Raw genomic sequence first — 18847 nt, 5'->3', positions numbered from 1 at the left:
GGCTAGCGCGTCTCTGCGATCCAGCGGTTAACCTTGGTCTCGAGCAAGCTCAAAGGCACGGTGCCGTCGCCCAGCACGATCTCGTGGAATTTCGGCAGGCTGAACTTGTCGCCCAGCGCCTGCTGCGCGCGCTGGCGCAGTTCCACGATCTTCAGCGAGCCGATCTTGTAGCCCAGCGCCTGCCCCGGCCACGCCATATAGCGCTCGGTCTCGCTCTTGGCCACGGCGTCGTAGCCCAGCGTGTCGCGCATGTACTTGATGGTCTGCTCGCGGGTCCAGCCTTTCGCGTGCAAGCCGGTGTCCACCACAAGGCGCGTGGCGCGCAGCAGCTCGTCGTTCAGGTGGCCGAAGTACTGCGCCGGATCGTCGAACAGGCCCATCTCCTTGCCCAGCGTTTCCGCATACAGCGCCCAGCCTTCGGTGAAGGCGTTGTTGCCGCCGTATTTGCGGAACAGCGGCTGGTCCAGCTCCTGCGTCAGCGCGATATGGAAGTGGTGGCCCGGTTTGCCTTCATGCAGGAACAGCGTGTTCATGCCGGTGCTGCCGTATTTGGCCGGGTCGTTCACCACCGACCAGAACACCCCCGGACGCGAACCGTCGCCGGCCGGCGCGGTGTAGTGGTCGGCGGCGGTGGCGCGGCTCAGCTCAGGCTCCAGGCGCAGGTCCAGCTTGGCCTTGGGCACCAGCGTGAACATGGCCGGCAGCTTGGTGTCCAGCACGTCGTTCAGCTTGCGGTACACGGCCTGCACCTCGTCCTCCGTCTTGAAGGGATAGAACTTCGGCTGCTCGGACACCCACACCGGCAGGCCCGCCGCCGGACCGTTGTAGCCCAGTTTGGGACCGAGCACGGCGAACTGCTGCTGGATGCGCGCCACTTCCTTCAGGCCGATGGCGTGGATCTGCTCCGGCTTCATCGTGGTGGTGGTGGACGACGCCACCGCCGCCTGGTACCAGGCCTTGCCCTGCGGGAGGGCGCTCCAGCCGGAGCTGCTGCGCGCCGCCGGCAGGTAGTCATGCTCGACGAATTGCGCCAGGCGTTCCAGCGCCGGATTCAGCTTGGTGATCGTGTCCTTGTAGGCGGCCGTCAGGCGCTGCTTGTCCGCGTCCGTGAACGTGGCGGGCAGCTTGTTGATGGAGGTGTAGTAGATGCTCGCTTCCGGCGTGGCGCTCGGCAGCTTCTTGAACTGCGGCAGGGCTGATTCCACCAGCGCCTTGGGCAGCACCACGTGCCTGGCCATGCCCTCGCGCATATTCGCGATGGCCTGGTCTATCCACGCAGGCAGCTGCGACAGGCGGCTCAGGTAGGCGTCGTATTCCTTCACGGTGCCGATAGGCTGCGACGCTTCGCCGCCGGCGAAGTTGGCCAGCGTGACCGGCATGCTGTCCATCTGGTTCAGCGGCAGCAGGTGTTCCGGGAAGGGCTCGAAGGACAGCGTGGTCTTCAGTTCGTAGGCCAGCACGTCGTAGTGGATGCGGTCGCTGCGGTTCAGCTGCGCGCGGGCGATGGCGTCCAGGCGCTTCTGGTAGGCGCGGTACAGCGCGAACTGCTTGGCGCGCACGGCGGGCGCGATGCTCATGCCGAGCTGGTCGTCGAAGCGGTTGTCGCCGTTCTGCGTGGCGTTCACCGGCTCGTAGCGCGCCAGCGCGTTGTAGTACTCGTCCGCCAGGGCGGTGAACTGCTGCCTGGCGGCGGGGGCGCTGGCGGCAGGGACTTGTTCGGCGGCAGGGGCGGCGTGGACAGGGGCGAAGGCCAGCGTCAGGGCGGCGGCCATGGCGGCCAGGGCGATGCGTTGTTTCATGTGCAGGGTTTTTCTAAAAAATGGGTTGTTACTGCAGTGCCAGGCGCGACTCGTACAGCGCCGCCACCAGGTCGGACTGGGTGACGATGCCGGCGAAGCGCTGTTCCTCGTCCACCACGGGAATGTGGTGGTAGCCGGCGTCCGCCATCAGCGGCACCAGGTCGATGATGGGCGTGGCCAGGGTGGCGAAGACCGGTTTCGAGATCATGATCTGGCCCACCACTTCGGCCTTCTCGGTGTGCGTCACGCCGCTGCGGCGCAGGAAGCGGCGCAGCTTCTGGCGCACCGTGTGGTAGTCGTCCAGGCCGCTGTGGTTGAGGAAGTCGCCCTGCGTCACCATGCCGATCACGCGCCGCGCGCGGTTCAGCACCGGCAGCGCGGCCACCTTGTGCGCACGCATGGCGCTCCATGCCTCGTCCAGCGGCGTGCCGAATTCGGCCGTCGCCACGTCTTTGGACATGATGTCGCCGCAGGCGATCACGCCGAAGCGGCGCTGGTAGGCGCGCATCTCGGTCTTCAGGAAGATCTCTTCCAGGTCGTCGCGGCTCACGTCCAGCACCTGGTTGTATTGCTTGAGCACCGCGTCCAGGTCTTCCGGCTTGAAGCCCAGCCGCAAGGTGGGCACCGGGTCCTGCGTGGCGTGCGGGTTGACGTGCGCCGGCTGCTGCAGGTGCGGATAGCGGCGGCCGGTGAGGTTGTTGTAGGCCACGGCCACCGCCACCATCAGCAGGGAATTGAGCAGCACCGGCACCAGCGGGAATTCAAAGCCGGCCGCGTGCAGCGCCGGGCCGCCCATCACCACCGTCAGCGCCACCGCGCCGCCGGGCGGATGCAGGCAGCGCAGCACGAACATGGCGCCTATGGCCAGCGCCACCGCCAGCGCGGCGATGGGCACCGAGTCGCCCAGCCAGCGCACGCAGGCCGCGCCCACCAGGCCGGACAGCACGTTGCCGCCCACCACGGACCAGGGCTGGGCCAGCGGGCTGGCGGGCAGGCAGAACAGCAGCACGGCCGAGGCGCCCATGGGACCGACCAGGAAGATGTGGGACGGTTCGTGCGGCAGCAGGTAGCGGCTCAGCAGGCCGGTGACCAGCAGGGCCAGGATGGCGCCGCTGCAGGCCCGCGCCCGCTCGCGGAAACTGGTGTGGCTGGCGGCGGGCAGGAAGGCGGCCCAAAGCGTGCTGAGAGATTTCATGTCGGAAGTCCGTGCGAGACGAGGTGCAGAGGTAGTTCAGTCGTGAATTTTATCTGTTCCATGGAGAAAGCGGAGGATACCCCTGTCAGCTGCGCGGCCTTGATCAGTTTCTTGTAGAACCGGTCATAGCCCTCGATGTCGGTGGTGACCACCTTGAGCAGGTAGTCGATGTCGCCGCTCATGCGGTGGAACTCCAGCACTTCCGGCAGCGCCTGCACGGCGGCGGCGAAGTGGGCCAGCCATTTCTCGTCGTGCTGGCTGGTGCGCACGCTGACGAACACCGTCACGCCCAGCCCGGCCTTGCGGCGGTTGACGATGGCCACGCGTTTGTCGATATAGCCGTCCTCCTCCAGCCGCTTGAGGCGCTTCCAGCACGGGGTGCTGGACAGCCCGACCTTGCCGGCCAGGTCGGCGATGGACAGCGTGCCGTCCTGCTGCAGCGCGCCCAGGATGGCGTAATCGTAACGGTCTAGCTGGTTCATTCTGGTATTTTACAAAAAATAGGATGTTTATCCCACATTATGCGCCTAGGGAGGGTGATTTTGGAATATATGATTCCGCGCCGGTGCGTAAGCTGTTGAGTATCAGCAATTTTGCCCACGGCTCCAACATGACACCCGAAATCTACCTCGACGGTAACGCCACCAGCCCCGTCCTGCCCGCCGCCATCGCCGCCGCCGTGCGCGCCATGGAGGACTGTTACGGCAACCCCAGCAGCAGCCACAGCACCGGCCTGCAGGCCAAGGCGCTGCTGGACGGCGCCCGCCAGCGTGCGGTGCGCCTGCTGGGCGTGGGGCCGGGCCGCCTGATGTTCAACAGCGGCGCCACCGAAGGCATCCAGACCGCCGTGCTGTCCGCGCTGTGCGCGCTGCGCGAACGCCGCCAGGCGGGCCAGGCCATCGGCACGCTGCTGGTGTACGGCGCCACCGAGCACAAGGCGGTGCCGGAAGCGCTGGCGCACTGGAACCGCTTGCTGGGCCTGGACCTGGAACTGCGCAAGCTGCCGGTCGACAGCGACGGCCGTCACGACCTGCAGGCGCTGCGCGCGCTGCTGCCGCACACGGCCATGCTGTCCACCATGGCGGCCAATAATGAAACCGGCGTGCTGTCCGACATTGCCGGCATCGAAGCGCTGCTCGGCGAGTGCGCCAGCCCGGCCTACTGGATGGTGGACTGCGTGCAGGCGCTGGGCAAGTTCCGCCTGTCGCTGGCGCGCAGCCGCATCGACTACGCGCCGTTCTCCGGCCACAAGCTGTATGCGCCCAAGGGCATAGGCATGCTGTACGTGCGCGAGGGCGCGCCGTTCACGCCGCTGATCGTGGGCGGCGGCCAGGAGGCTGCGCAGCGCTCGGGCACCGAGAACATGGCCGGCGTGGCCGCGCTGGACGCGGTACTGGCGGCGCTGGAGCAGGGCGGCGTGTTCCGCTCGCACGACGCGCTGTGCATCTTCCGCGAGCGGCTGGCCGCCAGCCTGCGGCGCGCGCTGCCGGGTGTGGTGTTCAACGCGGCCTTCGAGCATGCGCTGCCGACCACGCTCAACTTCTCCGTGCCCGGCCTGTCCAGCAAGGAGCTGATGGACGTGTTCGACGCGGCCGGCGTGCGCGTCAGCTCGGGCAGCGCCTGCTCCGCGGCCAAGGCCGCGCCCAGTTACGTGCTGCAGGCCATGGGCGTGCCGGACTGGCGTGCCGCCAGCGCCATCCGCCTGTCCTTCGGCCCGCTGGCCGACGAGGCGGCCGTCGCGCGCGCCTGCGAACGCATAGAGCGCTGCGGCGCCGCGCTGCGCGCCAGCGGCCTGATCGCCCCGGACGGCGGCCTGCCGGTGCAGGACGGCGTGCAGCAGCTGGGCAGCGGCGGCGCATGCAGCTGGCTGGTGCAGGACGCGGCCAGCCGCAGCTGCGTGGTGATCGACCCGCAGCCGGAATTCATGGACCGCATCGCGGCCCAGGTGCGCGCCCAGGGCTGCACCGTGCTGGCCGTGCTGGGCACCGCGCCCGGCATGGACCTGGCCGCGCCAGCGCGCGCGCTGAACGTGGCCAGCGGCGACGGCGACGCTTTCGGCTGGCCGGCCGGCGACGCGCTGCTGGCGCTGGGCGCCCAGGCGCTGCGCCGCGTGCTGGTGGATGCGGACGGTGCGCAGCAGGCCGTGTATCTGCTGGGCCAGCCGGACGCCGGCGCCTTGCCGCAGTCCGCCGCGCGCCACGCCTTCATCGGCGCGCTGGCACCGCAGCAGCTCGCCGGCCTGGTGCATGGCGACACCCTGCTGTGCGCCGCCAGCGACGCGCAGCAGCCCTTCTGCAGCAGCCTGCATGCGTCCGTGTCCGCAAGCGGCGGCACGCCGCAAGGCGAGCTGCACCTGGACGCCGCCGCGCTGCAAGGCCTGCTGCGCGCCCATCCCGACGCGCTCCTGGTGGACGTGCGCGAAAGCCACGAGCACCTGGTCGGCGTGCAGGCGCCAGTGCAGGCAGGCGCCAAAGTGGTCAGCGTTCCCTTGGGCCAGCTGGCCGGGCAGATTCCGGCGTGGATGGCCGCGCCGGTGCCGCTGGTGTTCTTCTGCCGCAGCGGCAACCGCAGCACGCGCGCCGCGCAATGCCTGCGCCGCCTCGGCTACGCCCAGGCCTACGACCTCGCCGGCGGCCTCGCCCTCGCCGCGTAGGGCGGGTTAGCGCTTCGCCTGTTACACGACGTGCGTAACCCGCCAAGCCCGGCGCACCATTTCCAGCCGTGCGCCTCCGTAGTGTTGCTTGGACCATACTTCTCTATCCTTCTTAGGTAGAAATGCGAGGTTCAAGTTGAACGATCACCGGACACTGTTGCCAAGTGCTACCTTGGGTTTCCGCGAGGAGACCCCAGGCGCATTGCCGGGCGGCGTAGCTGATGACAGCACCCCGCTACGTGGCGAGTTGTTCAGCGCGCAGCAAATGGCGGCCCACGGCAAGCTGCTGGCCGCCACGCACGAGCTGAGCACGCGCGGCGGCCCCGACCGCCTGCTGGCGCGCCTGGCCGAGAACGCCGAGGTCATCGCGCAAACCTGCGACGAGCTCACCGCCGCCGTCAAGCAGGCTCGCCAGATCACGCCGGCCTCCGAATGGCTGCTCGACAATTCCTACCTGATCGAAGAACAGATCCGCACGGCGCGCCGCCACCTGCCCAAGGACTACAGCAAGGAGCTGCCGCGCCTGGCCAAGGGTGCGCCGGACGGCACGCCGCGCGTGTACCAGATCGCGCTGGAAATCATCGCCCACGGCGACGGCCGCGTCGATCCGGAAAGCCTGTGCCGCTTTGTGGACGCCTACCAGGAAGTGGCCGCGCTCAAGCTGGGCGAACTGTGGGCCATTCCCATCATGCTGCGCCTGGCGCTGATCGAGAACCTGCGCCGCGTGGCCGCGCGCGTGGCCGAGAACCGCCTGCAGCGCGACCTGGCCAACACCTGGGCCGACCAGATGATGGACGTGGCCGACAAAAACCCCAGCGGCCTGATATTGCTGGTGGCCGACATGGCGCGTTCCAACCCGCCCATCACCAGCGGCTTCGTGGCCGAACTGGCGCGCCGCCTGCAAGGCCAGAGCGCCATGCTGACGCTGGCGCTGACCTGGGTCACGCAGCGCCTGGCCGAATCCGGCCAGACCATGGAACAGCAGATCCAGGCCGAGATCCAGCAGCAGGCCGCCGAACAGCTCTCCATCGCCAACAGCATCGGCAGCCTGCGCTTCCTCGGCACCATGGACTGGCAGGAGTTCGTTGAGACCATGAGCGCGGTCGAACAGACGCTGCGCCTGGACCCGGCCGATATCTACGGCGAAATGGACTTCGCCACGCGCGACCAGTACCGCCACGTGATTGAAAAACTGGCGCGCTGCTCGCCGCACAGCGAGCAGGAAATCGCCGTGATGGCGCTGCAGCTGGCCAGCGCGCGCAGCGGCAGCGTGGACCCGCGCCAGGCCCACATCGGCTACTACCTGGTGGGACGCGGCCTGCTGGCGCTCGAGCAGCAGGCTGGCGTGCGCCTGCCGCCGCTGGCCTCGCTCCAGCGCACCATGCGCGCCGCGCCGCTGGCGTCCTACCTGGGCGCGATAGGCGCCATCGCCGTGGTGCTGACCGGCCTGCTGGCCGAGCACGCGGGCCGGGAGGGCGTGGGCGGCTGGCCGCTGGCGCTGCTGGCCGTGCTGGCGCTGCTGTGCAGCAGCCAGCTGGCGCAGGCGCTGGTGAACTGGGCCGCCACCTTGCTCACGCGGCCGCATCCCTTGCCGCGCATGGACTACCGGCGCGGCATCCCGTCGGACGCGCGCGCGCTGGTGGTGGTGCCCACCCTCCTGTACAGCAAGGACAATGTGGAGCAGCTGTTCGAGCAGCTCGAGGTGCGCTTCCTCGCCAACCGCGACCACAATCTGCGCTTTTGCCTGCTGACCGACTTCGCCGACGCGCAGGAAGAGGTGCTGCCCGGCGACGCCGCGCTGCTGGAGCAGGCGCAGCAAGCCATTACGCGTCTCAATGCGCAGTACGCGGCCGGCGCGGACGCCACGCCGCGCGGCGCCGCCCCCAACGCGGGGCCGCAGGGCAACGCGGCGGCCGGGCCTTTCCTGCTGCTGCACCGGCCGCGCATGTGGAACGGGTCCGAAAATGCGTGGATGGGGCGCGAGCGCAAGCGCGGCAAGCTGGAGGACCTGAACCGCTTCCTGCGCGGCGGCGCGCGCGACCGCTTCTCGCTGGTGGCGGGCGACACCAGCGACCTGGAAAGCTTCAAATACGTCATCACGCTCGACACCGACACCCAGCTGCCGCGCGACGCCGCGCGCCTGTTCGTGGCCACCATGCAGCATCCGCTGAACCGGGCGCGCGTGGACCAGCAGCTGCGGCGCGTGACCGAAGGCTATGGCATTCTGCAGCCGCGCGTCACGGTCAGCCTGCCCAGCGAGCAAGCCTCGCGCTATGAAAAGCTGTGCGGCGGCGAGCCCGGCATCGACCCCTACACCCGCACCGTGTCCGACGTCTACCAGGACGTGTTCTACGAAGGCTCCTTCATCGGCAAGGGCATCTACGACGTGGACGTGTTCGAGCAGGTGCTGGGCGGCCGCATGCCGGACAACCGCATCCTCAGCCACGACCTGCTGGAAGGCTGCTACCTGCGCGCCGGCCTGCTGAGCGACGCCCAGCTCTACGAGCAGTACCCGGCCCGCTACAGCGACGACATCAGCCGCCGCCAGCGCTGGGTGCGCGGCGACTGGCAGCTGCTGTCCTGGCTGGGCCGCAAGGTGCCGCTGCGCGGCAGCCAGCGCGAACGCAACCCGCTGTCGGCGCTGTCGCGCTGGAAGCTGTTCGACAATCTGCGCCGCAGCCTGGTGGCGCCGGCGCTGACGCTGTCGCTGCTGCTGGCCTGGGCCGCGCTGCCCGACCCGTGGTTCTGGACCCTGGCCGTGCTGGCCGTGATCTTCGTGCCGCCGCTGGCCAGCGCCTTGTACGACCTGCTGCACAAGCCGCGCGACACGCTGTGGACGCAGCACGTCAACGCCAGCGCGCGCCGCAGCGGCATGCAGTTCTCGCACGCGCTGCTCACGCTGGTGTTCCTGCCCTACGAAACCTGGTTCAGCCTGGACGCCATCGGTCGCACGCTGTGGCGCACGCTGGTGTCGAAACGCCGCCTGCTGCAATGGCGCGCCTCCACGCTGGCGCGCGAGGGCGCCGAGGCGGGCCGCGACCCGGCCAACGAAATGCCCGCTTACTGGCGCGCCATGGCCGCTTCGCCCGTGCTGGCGCTGGCCGCCGGCGCGGCGCTGGCGGTTTGGCGTCCGTCCGCGCTGGGCGCCGCGCTGGTGCTGCTGGGCGCCTGGCTGGGCGCGCCGGCCGTGGCGTGGTGGATCAGCCAGCCGCTGCGCCGCGAGCGGGCGGAACTGAACGCCGCGCAGCACAGCTTCCTGCATCTGCTGGCGCGCAAGACCTGGGCCTATTTCGAGACCTTCGTCGGCCCCGCCGACAACTGGCTGCCGCCCGATAATATGCAGGAGCACCCGGTCCAGGTGATCGCCCACCGCACCTCGCCCACCAATATCGGCATGGCGCTGCTGGCCAATCTCACCGCGCACGATTTCGGCTACATCTGCGGCGCCCAGCTGGTGGCGCGCACCGAGGGCACGCTGCACGCCATGAGCCAGATGGAGCGCCACCAGGGCCACTTCTACAACTGGTACGACACGCTCACCATGAAGCCGCTGTACCCGGTCTACATCTCGACGGTGGACAGCGGCAACCTGGCCGGCCATTTGCTCACCCTGCAGCAAGGCTTGCTGCAGCAGATAGACGCGCCCATCGTGGCGCCGCAGATCGTGGACGGCATCTGCACCACCATCGAGGTGCTGGCCGAGGCTGCCGCGCAGCAGGCCGCCGCCGGACCGCAGGGAAGCGCGGACGCGCCGGAAGCGCTGCTGCGCCTGCTGCGCCTGCAGCAGGACATTGCGCCGCTGCGCCCCATGTTCCCGGCCAATCTGCTCGAGCTGCACGCCTGGCTGAAGCAGGCCGCCGCCGCCAGCGCGCAGTACACCCCCGGCGACGCCGGGCTGCAGATGTGGGCCGCCGCGCTGGCCGTGCAATGCCAGGCCGCGCTGGACGACCTGCTGCTGCTGGCGCCGTGGGTGGCGTCGGGCGAAGTGTTCGAGGCCAGCCTGCTGCGCATCCCCACGCTGCGCGAGCTGGCCGCCATGCCGCAAGGCGAAGCGCAGGCGCGCGCGCGCATTGCGGAGCTGGAGCGCCTGGCGCGCCAGGCGCAGGAATACGCGCAGATGGAATACGGCTTCCTGTACAACTCCACCACCAATCTGCTGGCCATCGGCTACAACGTCACCGAGCGCCGCCTGGACGCCAGCTATTACGACCTGCTGGCCTCCGAAGTGCGGCTGGCCAGCTTCGTCGCCATCGCGCAGGGCCAGCTGCCGCAGGAGCACTGGTTCGCGCTGGGCCGCCAGCTGTGCATGCTGGGCGCCAAGCCGGTGCTGCTGTCGTGGAGCGGCTCCATGTTCGAGTACCTGATGCCGCTGCTGGTGATGCCGAACTACCCCAGCACCTTGCTGGACCAGACCTACCATTCCGTGATCGGCGCGCAGATCGACTACGGCAAGCAGCGCAACGTGCCGTGGGGCATATCCGAGTCCGGCTACAACACGGTGGACGCGGCGCTGAACTACCAGTACCGCGCCTTCGGCGTGCCCGGCCTGGGCCTCAAGCGCGGCCTGGCGGACGACCTGGTGGTGGCGCCTTACGCCACCATGATGGGCCTGATGGTGAACCCGGAAGCCTCCTGCAGCAATCTTCAGAAAATGGCCGCCCTGGGCTTCATGGGCCGCTATGGCTTCTACGAGGCGATCGATTACACGGCGGCGCGCCTGCCGCGCGGCCAGAGCCACGCGGTGGTGCGTTCCTTCATGGTGCACCACCAGGGCATGGGCCTGCTGTCGCTCAGCTATCTGCTGCACGACCGGCCCATGCAGCGCCGCTTCGAGGCGGATCCGCTGCTGCAGTCGGCGCTGCTGGTGCTGCAGGAACGCAGCCCGCAGGCGGGCGCCTTCTATTCCAACACCGCCGAGCAGGCCGCCATCCGCAGCGACGCGGCCGAACAGTCCATGCCGATGCGCATCCTGAACCAGCCCAACGCACCGGTGCCGGAAATCCAGCTGCTGTCGAACGGGCGCTACCACGTCATGGTGACGGGCGCCGGCGGCAGCTACAGCCGCTGGAAGGACCTGTCCGTGACGCGCTGGCGCGAGGACAGCACGCGCGACAACTGGGGCGGCTTCTGCTACGTGCGCGACCTGGACGACGGCACCTACTGGTCCACCACCTACCAGCCCACGCTGGTCGAGCCGCGCAAATACGAGGTCATCTTCTCCGAAGGCCGCGCCGAGTTCCGGCGCAGCGACCGCGACCTGGAGCTGTACACGGAAATCGTGGTCTCGCCGGAGGACGACATTGAAATGCGGCGCACCCGCATCACCAACAAGTCGGACCGCCGCCGGACAATCGAAGTGACCAGCTTTGCCGAGGTGGTGATGGCGCCGGCGGCGGCCGACGCGGCGCACCCGGCCTTCTCCAAGCTGTTCGTGCAGACCGAGATCCTGCCGCAGGAGACGGCCATCCTGTGCACGCGCCGTCCGCGCGGCAAGGGCGAACACATGCCCTACATGCTGCACCTGATGACCTTGCACGACGCGGCCATCAGCAACGTCTCGTATGAAACCGACCGCGCGCGCTTCATCGGGCGCGGCAACACCGCCGCCGCGCCGCGCGCGCTGCGCGAGCCCGGCCCGCTGGGCGGCGCCGAAGGCTCGGTGCTCGACCCCATCGTGGCGATCCGCTACCAGATCGTGCTCGAGCCGGACGAATCGGCCACGGTCGATATCGTCACCGGCATGACGGACACGCGCGAATCGGCGCTGCACCTGATCGACAAATACCAGGACCGCCACCTGGCCGACCGCGTGTTCGAACTGGCCTGGACCCACAGCCAGGTGGTGCTGCGCCAGCTCAACGCCAGCGAAACGGACGCCCAGCTGTACGGCCGCCTGGCCAGCCATGTGATCTACCCGAACGCCACCCTGCGCGCCGACGCCGGCGTCCTGAGCAAGAACCAGCGCGGCCAGTCCGGCCTGTGGGCCTACGCCATATCGGGCGACCTGCCGATTGTGCTGCTGCAGATCCGCGACCCGGCCAATATCGAGCTGGCGCGCCAGATGGTGCAGGCGCACGCCTACTGGCGTCTGAAAGGGCTGGTGGTGGACCTGGTGATCTGGTGCGAGGACCTGTCCGGCTACCGCCAGGCCTTGCAGGACCAGATCATGGGCCTGATCGCCTCCGGCATCGACGCCCAGGCCATCGACCGTCCCGGCGGCATCTTCGTGCGCGTGGGCGAGCAGATCGCGCCGGAAGACCGCATCCTGCTGCAGTCGGTGGCGCGCGCCGTCATCAGCGACGAGCGCGGCACCCTGGCCGAGCAGCTCAAGCGGCCCGGCCCGGCGCCGCTGCGCATGCCGCCGCTGCAGGCGGACCCGCGCGGCGAATACGAGGAAGCCGCGCCCCACCTGCAAACCCAGGCCACGCAGGGCCTGCAGCTGGCCAACGGCATCGGCGGCTTCTCGGCCGACGGCAGCGAATACGTGATCGTCACCAGCGAAGGCCAGCGCACGCCGGCGCCGTGGTCCAACGTGCTGGCCAATCCGCAGTTCGGCAGCGTGATCTCCGAAAGCGGCCAGGCCTACACCTGGCAGGAGAACGCGCACGAGTTCCGCCTCACGCCCTGGCATAACGACCCGGTGTCGGACGGCAGCGGCGAGGCCTTCTACCTGCGCGACGAACAGAGCGGCCATTTCTGGTCTCCCACCGCCTTGCCCGCGCGCGGCAGCGGCGACTACGTGACCCGCCACGGCTTCGGCTACAGCGTGTTCGAGCACACCGAGTCCGGCATCGCCAGCGAGCTGACCACCTACGTGGCGCTGGACGCGCCGCTGCGCTACACCGTGCTCAAGATACGCAACGACTCGCAGGCACCGCGCCGCCTGTCGGCCACCGGCTATGTGGAATGGGTGCTGGGCGACATGCGCTCCAAGTCCGGCATGCACATCATCACCGAGGTCGATCCCATCAGCGGGGCGCTGTTTGCCCGCAATCCCTACAACACCGAGTTCTCCGGCCGCGTGGCCTTCTTCAATGCGGACGCCACCACGCGCTCGATCACGGCGGACCGCACCGAATTCCTGGGCCGCAACGGCAGCATGGCCAGCCCGCAGGCGCTGCGGCGCATGCGCCTGTCCGGCAAGGTCGGCAGCGCGCTCGATTCCTGCGCCGCCATCCAGGTGCCGTTCGAGCTGATGCCGGGCCAGGAGCGCGAGATCGTCTTCCTGCTCGGCCTGGGCGGACGCCGCAACGCGGACGCATCCAGCCTGGTGCAGAAGCACGGCGGCCAGGCCGCCGCGCGCGACGCGCTGGCCGCCGTGCGCGCGCACTGGGACCGCACGCTGGGCGCGGTGCAGATCGCCACGCCGGAGCCGGAGCTGGACGTCATCGCCAACGGCTGGCTGATGTACCAGACCATCGCCTGCCGCATGTGGGCGCGCAGCGGTTACTACCAGTCCGGCGGCGCCTTCGGCTTCCGCGACCAGCTGCAGGACGCCATGGCCATGGTGCACACCGAACCGAAGCTGCTGCGCGACCATATCGTGCTGTGCTGCGCGCACCAGTTCGTGGAGGGCGACGTGCAGCACTGGTGGCATCCGCCGTCGGACCGGGGCGTGCGCACGCACTGCTCGGACGACTACCTGTGGCTGCCGCTGGCCGTGGCGCGCTACGTGGCCAGCACCGGCGACCTGACGGTGCTGGACGAAGTGGTCCACTTCCTGGAAGGCCGCCTGGTCAAGCCGGAGGAGGACTCCTATTACGACATGCCGACCCGCTCGGCCGTCACCGGCAGCGTGTACGAGCACTGCGTGCGGGCCATCCGCAACGGCCTGCGCTTCGGCGTGCACGGCCTGCCGCTGATCGGCTCCTGCGACTGGAACGACGGCATGGACAAGGTGGGCGAGGAGGGCAGGGGCGAGAGCGTGTGGCTGGCCTTCTTCCTGTACGACGTGCTGCAGCGCTACGCCGTGGTGGCCGAGCGCCACCACGACGACGCCTTCGCCGCCGAGTGCCGCGAGGAGGCGCGCAAGCTGTCCGCCAACGTGGAGCAGAACGCGTGGGACGGCGAGTGGTACCGCCGCGCCTATTTCGACGACGGCACCCCGCTCGGTTCGCGCGAGAACGAGGAATGCCAGATCGATTCCATCTCCCAGAGCTGGGGCGTGCTGTCCGGCGCGGCCGCCAAGGAGCGCGTGCACGGCGCCATGCTGCAGGTGGACCAGCGCCTGGTGCGGCGCGACTTCGGCCTGATCCAGCTGCTCGATCCGCCGTTCGACAAGGCCGACCTGAATCCGGGCTACATCCGGGGCTACGTGCCGGGCGTGCGCGAGAACGGCGGCCAGTACACGCACGCCGCCATCTGGACCGTGATGGCGTTTGCCCAGATGGGCGACGTGGAGAAAGCCTGGGCGCTGATGCGCATGATTAACCCGGTGCGCCATGGCAGCACGGCGGAGAGCTGCGCGGTGTACAAGGTGGAACCCTACGTGGTGACGGCGGACGTGTACGCCGTCTCGCCGCACGTGGGGCGGGGCGGGTGGAGCTGGTACACCGGCTCGTCGGGCTGGATGTACCGGCTGATACTGGAGTCGCTGCTGGGCCTCACGCGCGCGGCGGACAAGCTCACGCTGGCGCCGCGCATCCCGGCCGCGTGGCCGGGCTACACGCTCAGCTACCGTTATGGCGCGAGCGTGTACACCATCGCGATCAAGCGCGAAGGCCCGGCCGGCGTGACGGTGGACGGCGTGGCGCAGCCCGGCGCCGAGATCCAGCTGGTGGACGACGGCCGGCCGCACGCCGTCACGCTGGGCCTGGCGCCGTAGTTGGCGGGTTACGGCTGCGCCTAACCCGCCACGAGCCGCCTCAGACGCCGAACGAAGCCCCTGCGCCCAGCAGCGTCGCCACGCCGATCGCCGCGAAAATGGCGGCGGCGATGCCGTGCACCAGCTTGAGCGGAATCTTGGCGGCCACGCTCTTGCCCAGGTAAACGGCCGGCACATTGGCCAGCATCATGCCGAAGGTGGTGCCCGCGACGACGGCCAGCAGGCTGTCGAAGCGCGCCGCCAGCGCCACGGTGGCGATTTGGGTCTTGTCGCCCATCTCGGCCAGGAAGAAGGCGATCACGGTGGTGACGAACACGCCGTATTTCGCGGCCGGCTGCTCGTCCTCGTCTATCTCGTCCGGCACCAGTATCCACGCCGCCATCGCCAGGAAGGACAAGCCGAGCACCCAGCGCAGCACCTCCGGTCCCAGCAGGCTGGTGATCCAACTGCCTACCGCGCCGGCGAAGGCATGGTTGGCCACGGTGGCCGTGAAAATGCCCAGCACGATAGGTATCGGGCGGCGGAATTGCGCGGCGAGACAGAATGCGAGCAGCTGGGTTTTATCGCCGATTTCAGCGAGGGCAACGATGCCGGTAGAAATGAGGAAAGCTTCCATGGGGATGAGGTCTTCAGGGCCGGACGTTAACCAAAGATCCAGGAGCAGCTCCGGCCCATAGCGGCCGCCCCTCGATCGATAGTCTCGTCAAGCTGCGCGGCGCGTGCATGCTGCACTTGCTGCGGCCATCTGCACCACGGCCTGCGGGCCGATTATGTTGACGCAGATTCTTCCGGTGGGACCGGAAGCCGACTACTCCCTAAAGTTCAGCCGTCATTATAGCACTGCTTGCCCCCGGCCCTTTATGCTATTCTGCTCCGCGCCCTTTCTTAACCAAAGAAGCCTATGCCCAACCATACCCCCCTGCGCCTGTTGCTGTGCGCGCTGCTGGCACAAACCGGAAGCGCCGCGCTGGCGCAAGACCCGCTCAGCTACGCGCGCTACGACCAGGTCCGTACCACGGACCTGCACCTGGACCTGAAAGCGGATTTCAGCCGCAAGACCCTGAGCGGCTACGCCGAGCTGACGCTGGACTGGCTCGACAAGTCGGCCCGTTCGCTGGTGCTCGATACGCGCCAGCTCAGCATCGCCAAGGTGCAGATACTGCAGCCGAACGGCCGCTGGAGCGCCGCCTCCTACATGATGGACAAGCCGGACGCCGAAAAAGGCCAGGCCCTGCGCATCGCGCTGTCCACCCAGCCGCAGAAGGTGCGCGTGTACTACCACACCGCGCCCACCGCCTCCGCGCTGCAGTGGATGACGCCGCAGCAGACCATGTCCGGCAAGCGCCCCTTCATGTTCAGCCAGTCTGAAACCATCGACGCGCGCTCCTGGGCGCCGGTGCAGGACACGCCCGCCGTGCGCTTCACCTACAGCGCGCGCGTGGACGCGCCAGCCGGCCTGCGCGTGGTGATGAGCGCCGAGAACGACCAGAAGAGCACCGGCCAGGGCGGCTGGAAATTCAAGATGCCGCAGCCGGTGCCGTCCTACCTGCTGGCCATCGCCATCGGCGAAATCGAAGTGCGCAACCTGGGGCCGCGCACCGCCGTATACGCCGAGCCGGCCCGCATCGACGCCGCCGCCTACGAGCTGGCCGACACCGAGAAGATGGTCGAAGCGGCCGAATCGCTGTACGGCCCGTATCGCTGGGGGCGTTACGACATGCTGGTGCTGCCGCCGTCCTTCCCCATAGGCGGCATGGAAAACCCGCGCCTGACCTTCCTCACGCCCACCATGATCGCGGGCGACCGCAGCCTGGTGGACCTGATCGCGCACGAGCTGGCGCACTCCTGGTCCGGCAACCTTGTCACCAACGCCTCGTGGAAGCACTGGTGGCTCAATGAAGGCTTCACCACCTACGTCACCAGCCGCATCGTGGAAAGCCTGTACGGTCCCGAAGTGGCGCTGATGGGCTGGCAGCTGGAGCAGGAAGAACTGTTTACGTCGCTGAAGGACATCCCGGCCGCGAAGCAGGCGCTCATCACGCGCGACCCGGACACCGGCTCGGCCACCTATACCGACGAAGGCCTGGCCTATCCGAAAGGCGCCTGGCTGCTGCACACGCTGGAGGAGCGCGCCGGCCGCGCCGTGTTCGATCCCTTCCTGCGCGGCTGGTTCGACCAGCACGCCTTCCAGTCCGCCACCACCGAGCAGTTCGTGAGCTACCTGCAGAAGAACCTGCTGGCCCAGCATCCGGAGGTGATGACCCAGGCCGAGCTGGAGGAATGGCTGTACGGCGCCGGCGTGCCGGCCAGCGCCAAGCGCGCCGCCTCGCCGCGCCTGGCGGGCCTGGACGCGCAGCGCGACGCCTGGCTGAAAGGCGAACTGCCCACCGCCGGCCTGGCCACCAAGAACTGGGTCGCGCTCGAGTGGATGCACTTCCTGAACGACATCGACGGCAAGGCCAGCGCCGCGCAGCTCAAGGAACTGGACCAGGCCTTCGCCCTGGCCAAGAGCGGCAACAATGAAATCGCCTTCCGCTTCTACCTGGCTTCCGTGAAGGCCGGCTACGACGTGCGCGCGCCGCTCAACACCTTCCTCATGAGCGTGGGCCGCAAGAAGTTCGTGCTGCCGCTGTACACCGCGCTGTTCAAGAGCCCGGCCGACCGCGAGTGGGCGCTGGCGCTGTACAAGCAAGCCAGCCCGCGCTACCACCCCGACACCCAAAAAGCAGTCAACAAGCTGCAGGAGAAGAAATGAAAGCAGTGAACACCAAACTGGCCTTGGCGCTGGCCTTCGCGTTTTCCGCCAGCGTCGCCTTCAGCGGCGCGGCATGGGCCGCAGGCGAATCCGCCACCGCCGCCACGGCCGCCGCCGCGCTGGCGCCTTTCGATCTCGACGCCGATGTGAACCGCGTGCTGAAAACCTTCGACGTGCCCGGCATCGCCATCGCCATCGTCAAGGACGGCAAGGTCATCGCCGCCAAGGGCTACGGCGTGCGCAAGTTGGGCGACCCGGCGCCGGTTACCGGCCGCACGCTGTTCGAGGTGGCCTCCAACTCCAAGGCCTTCACCGCAGCCGCGCTGGCCATGCTGGTGGACGAGGGCAAGCTGAAATGGGACGACCCGGTCACCAAGCACCTGCCCGGCTTCCAGATGTACGACTCCTACGTCACCGGCGCCATGACCGTGCGCGACCTGCTCACGCACCGCAGCGGCCTGGGCCTGGGCGCCGGCGACCTGATGTGGTGGCCCACCTCCAATTTCAGCAGCGACGAGATCATCGAGCGCCTGCGCTACATCAAGCCCGCCACCAGCTTCCGCAACAGCTACGCCTACGACAACCTGCTCTACATCGTGGCCGGCAAGATCATCGCGGACAAGGCCGGCAAGTCCTGGGGCGATACGGTGCGCGAGCGCATCCTCGCCCCGCTGGGCATGGACGGCACCACCACCAGCGTGGCCGCCATGCTGAAGACGGCCGACTACTCGGCCCCGCACAGCAAGGTGGGAGAAACCACCACCGTGGTCAAGCCCATGCCGGTGGAGAACGCCATCGGCGCGGTGGGCATCAACACCAGCGCCGAGGACATCGCGCGCTGGATGAATATGCTGCTGAACGGCGGCAAGACGCCGGACGGCAAGCAGCTCATCAGCGACAAGCAACTGCGCGAAATGTGGACCGCGCAAACGCCGATGAAGATCAGCGACCCCAAGCCGCCGCTGGCCGCCACCAAGCCGAACTTCGCCGCCTACGGGCTGGGCTTCCAGCTGCGCGACTACCGTGGCCGCAAGATCGCCCTGCATGGCGGCGCGCTGCAAGGCTTCTACTCGCGCGTGCTGATGGTGCCGGAGGAGAAACTGGGCATCGCCATCTTCACCAACGCCGAGAACAGCGGCTCGATGACGGCGCTGCAATGGCGCCTGCTGGACCAGTACATGAACGTGCCGGCCAGCGACTGGATCGGCATCGTGTCGGCGGACGAGCAGGCCAAGCACAAGGAAGAACTGGCGAAAGTGGGCACGGCATCGGCCGCGCGCGCCGCCAAGTCGCAGCCCTCGCTGGCCCTGGCCGCGTATGAAGGCGAATACCAGGACGCGTGGTACGGCGCGGTCACCATCCAGCGCGAAGGCGGCAAGCAGGTGATGCGCTTCGTGAAGACGCCGGACCTGGTGGGCGACCTGGAGCACTTCCAGCATGACACCTTCATCGTCCGCTGGCGCCAGCGCAACTTCAACGCCGACGCCTACGTCAGCTTCGCGCTGAACCCGGACGGCAGCATCGAGCGCATGAAGATGAAACCGGTCTCCGCCGAAACCGACTTCAGCTACGACTTCCAGGACCTCAACCTGACCCCGGTCCCGCCGAAGAAATAGCATGC

8 protein-coding genes and 1 riboswitch are annotated in these 18847 nt (G+C 68.5%); of the genes, 4 read left to right on the top strand and 4 right to left on the bottom strand.

The features are described 5' to 3' along the window. Positions 1-2: 2 nt before the first annotated feature. From AC07S4_RS29530 to AC07S4_RS29520, 3 genes are read right to left on the bottom strand one after another with little or no spacing between them, the layout of a single operon-like run. Complete coding sequence (locus AC07S4_RS29530) at positions 3-1799, bottom strand: DUF885 domain-containing protein (RefSeq protein ID WP_494989988.1); 1797 nt, start codon at positions 1797-1799, stop codon at positions 3-5. A 28-nt stretch (positions 1800-1827) separates the two neighbouring features. Next, positions 1828-2994 (bottom strand): HPP family protein, encoded by a 1167-nt coding sequence (locus tag AC07S4_RS29525; protein ID WP_494989987.1) that lies wholly within the window; start codon positions 2992-2994, stop codon positions 1828-1830. Beyond that, on the bottom strand, positions 2991-3476 hold the full coding sequence (locus tag AC07S4_RS29520) for an Lrp/AsnC family transcriptional regulator (RefSeq protein ID WP_494989986.1): 486 nt from the start codon (positions 3474-3476) through the stop codon (positions 2991-2993). The genes AC07S4_RS29525 and AC07S4_RS29520 overlap by 4 nt, the downstream gene beginning before the upstream one ends. Positions 3477-3604: 128 nt before the next feature. Here AC07S4_RS29520 and AC07S4_RS29515 point away from each other — a divergent pair, with 128 nt between their 5' ends. Both AC07S4_RS29515 and AC07S4_RS29510 read left to right on the top strand, forming a co-directional pair. After that, a complete protein-coding gene (locus tag AC07S4_RS29515) occupies positions 3605-5647 on the top strand; it encodes an aminotransferase class V-fold PLP-dependent enzyme (RefSeq protein WP_494989985.1) in 2043 nt (680 codons plus the stop codon). Between the two features lie 157 nt (positions 5648-5804). Next, on the top strand, positions 5805-14471 hold the full coding sequence (locus tag AC07S4_RS29510; RefSeq protein ID WP_494989984.1) for a glycoside hydrolase family 94 protein: 8667 nt from the start codon (positions 5805-5807) through the stop codon (positions 14469-14471). 40 nt (positions 14472-14511) lie between these two features. On the opposite strand, the gene AC07S4_RS29505 is transcribed toward AC07S4_RS29510, so the two are convergent. Beyond that, the gene (locus AC07S4_RS29505; protein ID WP_494989983.1) at positions 14512-15087 is read right to left on the bottom strand and encodes a TMEM165/GDT1 family protein; all 576 of its coding nucleotides are present in this window, start codon (positions 15085-15087) and stop codon (positions 14512-14514) included. 16 nt (positions 15088-15103) lie between these two features. Beyond that, positions 15104-15287, bottom strand: a riboswitch (yybP-ykoY riboswitch). Between the two features lie 85 nt (positions 15288-15372). Here AC07S4_RS29505 and AC07S4_RS29500 point away from each other — a divergent pair. Both AC07S4_RS29500 and AC07S4_RS29495 read left to right on the top strand, forming a co-directional pair. Beyond that, a complete protein-coding gene (locus AC07S4_RS29500) occupies positions 15373-17226 on the top strand; it encodes a M1 family metallopeptidase (protein ID WP_494989982.1) in 1854 nt (617 codons plus the stop codon). Then, a complete protein-coding gene (locus AC07S4_RS29495) occupies positions 17223-18842 on the top strand; it encodes a serine hydrolase (protein ID WP_494989981.1) in 1620 nt (539 codons plus the stop codon). Before AC07S4_RS29500 ends, AC07S4_RS29495 begins: the two co-directional genes overlap by 4 nt. Positions 18843-18847: the final 5 nt, after the last annotated feature.

It is taken from the genome of Pseudoduganella sp. GW821-FHT05F09, from assembly GCF_059419605.1.
Note: the sequence above shows the minus strand (reverse complement) of the source record. Positions and strands in the feature narration are given on the sequence as shown.

Coding starts and splice junctions, on each gene's coding strand:
- AC07S4_RS29530 (WP_494989988.1), bottom strand. CDS start 1,799: ATGAAACAACGCATCGCCCTGGCCGCCATGGCCGCCGCCCTGACGCTG.
- AC07S4_RS29525 (WP_494989987.1), bottom strand. CDS start 2,994: ATGAAATCTCTCAGCACGCTTTGGGCCGCCTTCCTGCCCGCCGCCAGC.
- AC07S4_RS29520 (WP_494989986.1), bottom strand. CDS start 3,476: ATGAACCAGCTAGACCGTTACGATTACGCCATCCTGGGCGCGCTGCAG.
- AC07S4_RS29515 (WP_494989985.1), top strand. CDS start 3,605: ATGACACCCGAAATCTACCTCGACGGTAACGCCACCAGCCCCGTCCTG.
- AC07S4_RS29505 (WP_494989983.1), bottom strand. CDS start 15,087: ATGGAAGCTTTCCTCATTTCTACCGGCATCGTTGCCCTCGCTGAAATC.
- AC07S4_RS29500 (WP_494989982.1), top strand. CDS start 15,373: ATGCCCAACCATACCCCCCTGCGCCTGTTGCTGTGCGCGCTGCTGGCA.
- AC07S4_RS29495 (WP_494989981.1), top strand. CDS start 17,223: ATGAAAGCAGTGAACACCAAACTGGCCTTGGCGCTGGCCTTCGCGTTT.